Source organism: Flavonifractor plautii ATCC 29863, from assembly GCF_000239295.1.
GTDB classification, from domain to species: Bacteria; Bacillota; Clostridia; order Oscillospirales; family Oscillospiraceae; genus Flavonifractor; species Flavonifractor plautii.
The window spans coordinates 1-3,708 of sequence record NZ_JH417838.1; the positions used below are offsets into that span (position 1 = coordinate 1).

Below are 3,708 nucleotides of genomic sequence, written 5' to 3' on the forward strand. Positions count from 1 at the left end.
TTCAATTTGCGAAAATTATTGTACCTTATCCAGAGCACAACGGATTGGAGGCTGGGGTACTGCTCCAGCATCCAGCGCACGGCCTGGCCGCCAGTGCCGCACAGGGCTGCATAGCTGTGCTCCTGCCATCTGTCCGGGTACAGCGTGAGGAAGCTCAGCAGATCAATCGGGGCCTCGAACACATAGAGCAGGCCGTCCTGCCCCACGTGGTGGAAGCTGTACTGGGGCTTGCTGCCCTCCACGTTTACCTTAAAGGACTTGCCCTGGCTGTTGGTGCTCCGCTTGTGAGCGTGGCGGGGAACGCCCTGCTCATCCGTGCCCACAAAGACACAGTTGTGGTATCGGGCGTCCTCGTATAACAGGCCGGCCCGGGCGAAGTGGCTGGTCACCCCCCGGCTGATGTGGCGCTGTTTCATCAGGTAGGCGTACACACGGCGCATATTGGTGTGGGGCGGCGGCAGGGCGAAGGGCTTGGGCGGCTCCTCCCGCTTCGGCTCTGCAGCGGGATATGCCGCGCCCAACTCATTTCCCAGCAGGAGCTCCATGGCCTCCTGGTAGCTCATACCGTAGTATTGCTGGACAAAGCTGACCGCATGGCCGCCCTGCCGGGCAATATGGTCGTACCATTCGTTGCCCCGGACGGTGATATGGTGCACCCTGGCCAGCCGGGACTCCCGCCCGGCGCGGAGCAGTTTCTCCCCCCGCTGCCGCAGGAATTCCTCCAGATCAACGGAGTTGGCCCGCTCCTTCTGTTCATCGGTAAAATGGATATAGGTTCCCATGCCGGCTCACCTCGAATCAAACGGTTGACTTTTGTTTATACTCTGTATATACTATCTTTGAAAGGCAGGTGTCGTTCATGTACGCGACGATCCAAAAATGGGGCAACAGCCAGGGCCTGCGGATCCCCAAGGCCCTCCTGGACGCAGTTGGTCTGAAAGAACACGACCGGGTGGAACTGGTGCAGATGGATGATGGTATCAACATCCGGCGTGCCTCTTCCATCCCGCACCGCACCCTGGAGGAACGCCTCACCGCATTCTACGGAAAGCCCATTGACCAGATCGACCGAATTGAGGCCGAAGAGCTGGATTGGGGGAAGGCGGAGGGCTCTGAGGCATGGTGACGATTTTTGAACAGGGTGATATCGTCTATCTGGACTTTGATCCCCAGTCCGGCCATGAGCAGAAGGGCCGCCGTCCTGCCTTGGTGATCAGCAACAACTTGTTCAACCGGGTCAGCAGCCTGACCATGGTTTGCCCCATCACCCACACAGACCGGGGCCACCCGTTCCACCTCCGGCTGGATGAGCGTACCAGGACGGACGGGGTCATCCTGTGTGATCAGGCCCGGATGCTGGATCTGAACAGCCGCCATGCCTCCTTTGTGGAGCGTGCTCCGGAGGATATCTCCTCAGAGGCGGTAGATATGGTCATAGGATTTCTGGAGCCGAAGTAGCGGAAGAAACCACGGAGGACTACCAGTTCAATGGCAGTCCCCCATCTTATCTTTGAGAATGCTGGAGGATTTCCTCATGGTCATCGGCCTTGTGTCCCAGGGCCATACGCTTCTCCCGGAGCATCCGGCGCCGCTTCCGGTCGATGTGCAGGCCAGTCTGGATGGCATCGGAGGCGGACTGCTCCTGGAAGATGCGGCCCATGCTGTGGAACAGCTGGAGGACACATCGGGCGGTATCCGCATGGGATACCGCCCGATGTGTCTGTGTACGCTGATGGTGCGCGGCCTCCTACTGTGGGTGATGTGCCCCATACGGCAGGCCCGATTGTGCAGGCGGTGTGCCCGACGGTGTGGGCATGTGTACTATCTCATCTGCTGTGGGATGCTCACCCCGCCCCAGCTGGAGCACCTCCCGGATGACCATGTTACGCACAGCCTTGAACTCTTTCTGTTTGGAAAGAAGCAGGCGCTCCGGCAGCTGCTCGGAGTAGGTGCGGTACACCTCCTCCCGCATCTGGTTCCACAGGTCGTAGGCGGCAGCTACCCGTTCCTCCTTTGCCAGTTCATCCACGATTGCGTCCACCAGTGCCTTGGCTGTGGGCGGCAGGTAGCCGTACACCGTTTTGCCCTTGGTGTTCTGCAAGCGATGGGATAGTTCCAGAATCGGCTGCTCCAGGTTTTCATTTTGGAGCTGGCCGGTCTCCATCTGCGCAATCAGCTCTGCCATGGTGCGCTCCGCATCCCGGCCCAGGGCGTCCCGGTATTCGGTTTTCTGTTCGTAGATGTGGAGCAGATCCTGTCGGAAGATCCGTCGGCCGAAGGCGGACTTCACCTGCCGGATGCCCTGTTTGGTGAGATAGCCCTCCTTGAGATTGGAGGAAAACACTACCATGTGGATGTGAACGCTGTCCTCCTTGCGGTGGAAGGCGGCGTACCAGCGCAGGTGTTCCAGCGGGATCCTGTACCCCCCTGGCGATCTCCGGCGCGCAGGCGCACACCAGCTGCCTCCAGCTCTCCGCGTCGTTGTAGCCCAGCCGCTCCGCGTCCTCCCGCCGGATAGCCACCACTGGCGTCCACACGCTGCCGGTGTGCTCCGCCACCCCCCGGACGGCCTGGGAGAGATTGCGCACCTTGCCTCTCGCGCACCACAGGCCGTGCTCACCGTCCATCTACACGCCGGGGCGGTGGGACACGTAGTCCAGGTAATTCTCCATCCGGCTCATGGGCTCCGCGAAGTCCTCCTGCACCTGGCGGATGAAGGCATTGGCGTGCCCCTGTGTGGGCGCGTTCTGGTAGTCCTCGTATTCCAGCAATTCCTCCGCGCCGGGGAAGTCCCGCAGAAGACGCTGGATATAAGCCTGCTGTTTCTTCGTGGCGGGCTGGCCACTGTGCTCGCCCCTGAGCACCTCCACGCCGGGGCGGGTGGCGATGTAGCGGGCCCGGTTGGGCAGCTTGGCCGTATCCCTGCCCCCTTCAGGTAGGGGGACATGAACCGGACGCGGCTCATCCGTCAGGGTAGACCTGACGCTGGAGATCCAGCGCATCATCGAAGCTGATCTTCCCGTTGGTACGCAGTACCTCGTCCACCGCATAGGCCCGCAGCTCCCGGCGGTTCACCGGATCAGCGCGGAAGTGGGCGGCAACGGTGTGGCTCATCATGTTCACCTCCACGCACAGCTTGAACAGCAAAGTACGCAGCCGGTTCTCGTTGTCCGCCAATGTACCCCGCAGGGTGTCCACCAGGGCGCGGGAGAGGTACTCCGAGGTATCCTCCGCGGCCAGGTAGCCCATGTAGAACCGCAGGGCCTTTTCAATAAATTCACTGCGCGTTTTGCAGTTGTCCTCCTCCAGCCAGCCGTCCATCCGGCGGATCACACCGGGTGTCAGCCAGACAGCGGTACGCTTTTTGTTGTCGTGTTCCTCCATGTTCTTCACCTCCGCTTTTTGCCTGCGACACAGCGGAACCCGCTGGCGCAGTAAGTGTTTATCTGAACCCGACCACCCCAAACGGCCAGAATCTCCAATTCCGACCACCTGGCCTGAAATCCGGGAAAGCCCCACACTGCGGGACTTTGTGGGCGGGAGGCCGGCGCTTGCGACCACCTCCCTTTATCCTCGTACTAAAATCGAACGCCCCAAACCGGGGCGAAACTGGCCCCAACGGGGCAGTTTTCTGGCTGGGCGGGGCCCCTGGCCCGCCCTCCGCCTGAACCCGTCACACAGGGCGCACACGGGGCCGACGGCGTGCTC

Annotated in this window: 7 protein-coding genes; 2 read left to right on the forward strand and 5 right to left on the reverse strand. The window is 61.3% G+C overall.

Going from position 1 to position 3,708, the window contains the following annotated elements; genetic code table 11:
* A partial coding sequence (locus HMPREF0372_RS16005; protein WP_007494757.1) for a DUF3991 and TOPRIM domain-containing protein occupies positions 1-782 on the reverse strand: 782 nt, incomplete at its 3' end.
* Positions 783-859: 77 nt separating this feature from the next.
* On the opposite strand from HMPREF0372_RS16005, the gene HMPREF0372_RS16010 reads away from it, so the two are divergent.
* Both HMPREF0372_RS16010 and HMPREF0372_RS16015 read left to right on the forward strand, forming a co-directional pair.
* Entirely contained in the window at positions 860-1,126 is a 267-nt protein-coding gene (locus tag HMPREF0372_RS16010; protein WP_007494759.1) for an AbrB/MazE/SpoVT family DNA-binding domain-containing protein, read from the forward strand.
* Positions 1,120-1,458, forward strand: a complete 339-nt coding sequence (locus tag HMPREF0372_RS16015; RefSeq protein WP_007494762.1) for a type II toxin-antitoxin system PemK/MazF family toxin — start codon at positions 1,120-1,122, stop codon at positions 1,456-1,458. Before HMPREF0372_RS16010 ends, HMPREF0372_RS16015 begins: the two co-directional genes overlap by 7 nt.
* 46 nt (positions 1,459-1,504) lie before the next feature.
* Here HMPREF0372_RS16015 and HMPREF0372_RS20880 read toward each other — a convergent pair whose 3' ends face one another.
* From HMPREF0372_RS20880 to HMPREF0372_RS16025, 4 genes are all read right to left on the reverse strand, one after another.
* Positions 1,505-1,660, reverse strand: coding sequence for a hypothetical protein (locus tag HMPREF0372_RS20880; RefSeq protein WP_007494764.1), 156 nt, complete (start codon positions 1,658-1,660; stop codon positions 1,505-1,507).
* 87 nt (positions 1,661-1,747) lie between these two features.
* Entirely contained in the window at positions 1,748-2,620 is an 873-nt protein-coding gene (mobP3, locus tag HMPREF0372_RS20885) for a MobP3 family relaxase (protein WP_269142289.1), read from the reverse strand.
* Positions 2,621-2,627: 7 nt separating this feature from the next.
* Positions 2,628-3,005, reverse strand: a complete 378-nt coding sequence (locus tag HMPREF0372_RS20890; protein WP_050810511.1) for a hypothetical protein — start codon at positions 3,003-3,005, stop codon at positions 2,628-2,630.
* The gene (locus tag HMPREF0372_RS16025; RefSeq protein WP_007494771.1) at positions 2,962-3,384 is read right to left on the reverse strand and encodes a hypothetical protein; all 423 of its coding nucleotides are present in this window, start codon (positions 3,382-3,384) and stop codon (positions 2,962-2,964) included. The genes HMPREF0372_RS20890 and HMPREF0372_RS16025 overlap by 44 nt, the downstream gene beginning before the upstream one ends.
* Positions 3,385-3,708 lie beyond the last annotated feature (324 nt).